The organism is Streptomyces sp. col6, from assembly GCF_008042035.1.
Classification (GTDB): domain Bacteria; phylum Actinomycetota; class Actinomycetes; order Streptomycetales; family Streptomycetaceae; genus Streptomyces.
Genome location: NZ_RDBL01000040.1, coordinates 1 through 606, shown reverse-complemented (window position 1 = coordinate 606; position 606 = coordinate 1). Strand labels below are relative to the sequence as shown.

Sequence of the window (606 nt, the reverse complement as noted above, 5' to 3'; positions counted from 1 at the left end):
CCGGATAGCCGTTGACGGACTGGGCGGCCACGGGCCGCAGCACCCCGTCCGCGTCCCGGTACGCGCGCCGCCCGGTCGCCCGCAGACCACCGCCCGGCGCGGGCTCGTGCACCTCGCCCGGCACCCGGACCGGGGCGGGGCGACCCTGCGCGTCGACCACCACCTCCGGGCCCCCGGGCGCGGGCCGCCCCTCACCCAGCGCGGAGAGAAGGGCCTCGGGGTCGGCGGCGCAGGCGTCCAGGGTCTCCGCGAGCCGCCGGGTCAGCAGCCGGGCGGGCTGCGGGGTGTCCTGGAGTACGCCACGGCCCTGTACGACGCGGAGACCGCCCGGCGCCCCGTCCGGGCCGGTGGTCTCGGTGAGCGCGAAGGTCAGATCGGACTTGGCGCCCGCGCCCCGGAACGCCATCGGTTCGCCGTCCAGCGCGGACGGGGCCGCGGAGGCGTCGGCCGCCCCCGCCGCGTGCACCTGGAGCATCACCTGCACGAGCGGGGCGTGCGCGGACGAGCGGTGCGGGCTCAGGTACTCGACCAGCCGGTCGAACGGCAGATCCTGGTTGCTGTACGCGCCCAGGCCCGTGTCGCGGACCCGGCGCACCAGCTCGGTGA

The 606-nt window shown here is 78.2% G+C and carries 1 pseudogene; it reads right to left on the bottom strand.

Features of this window, described 5'->3' with window-relative positions:
- Nucleotides 1–606 (bottom strand): annotated as a pseudogene (locus EAO73_RS34805) (hypothetical protein); the annotation flags it as partial.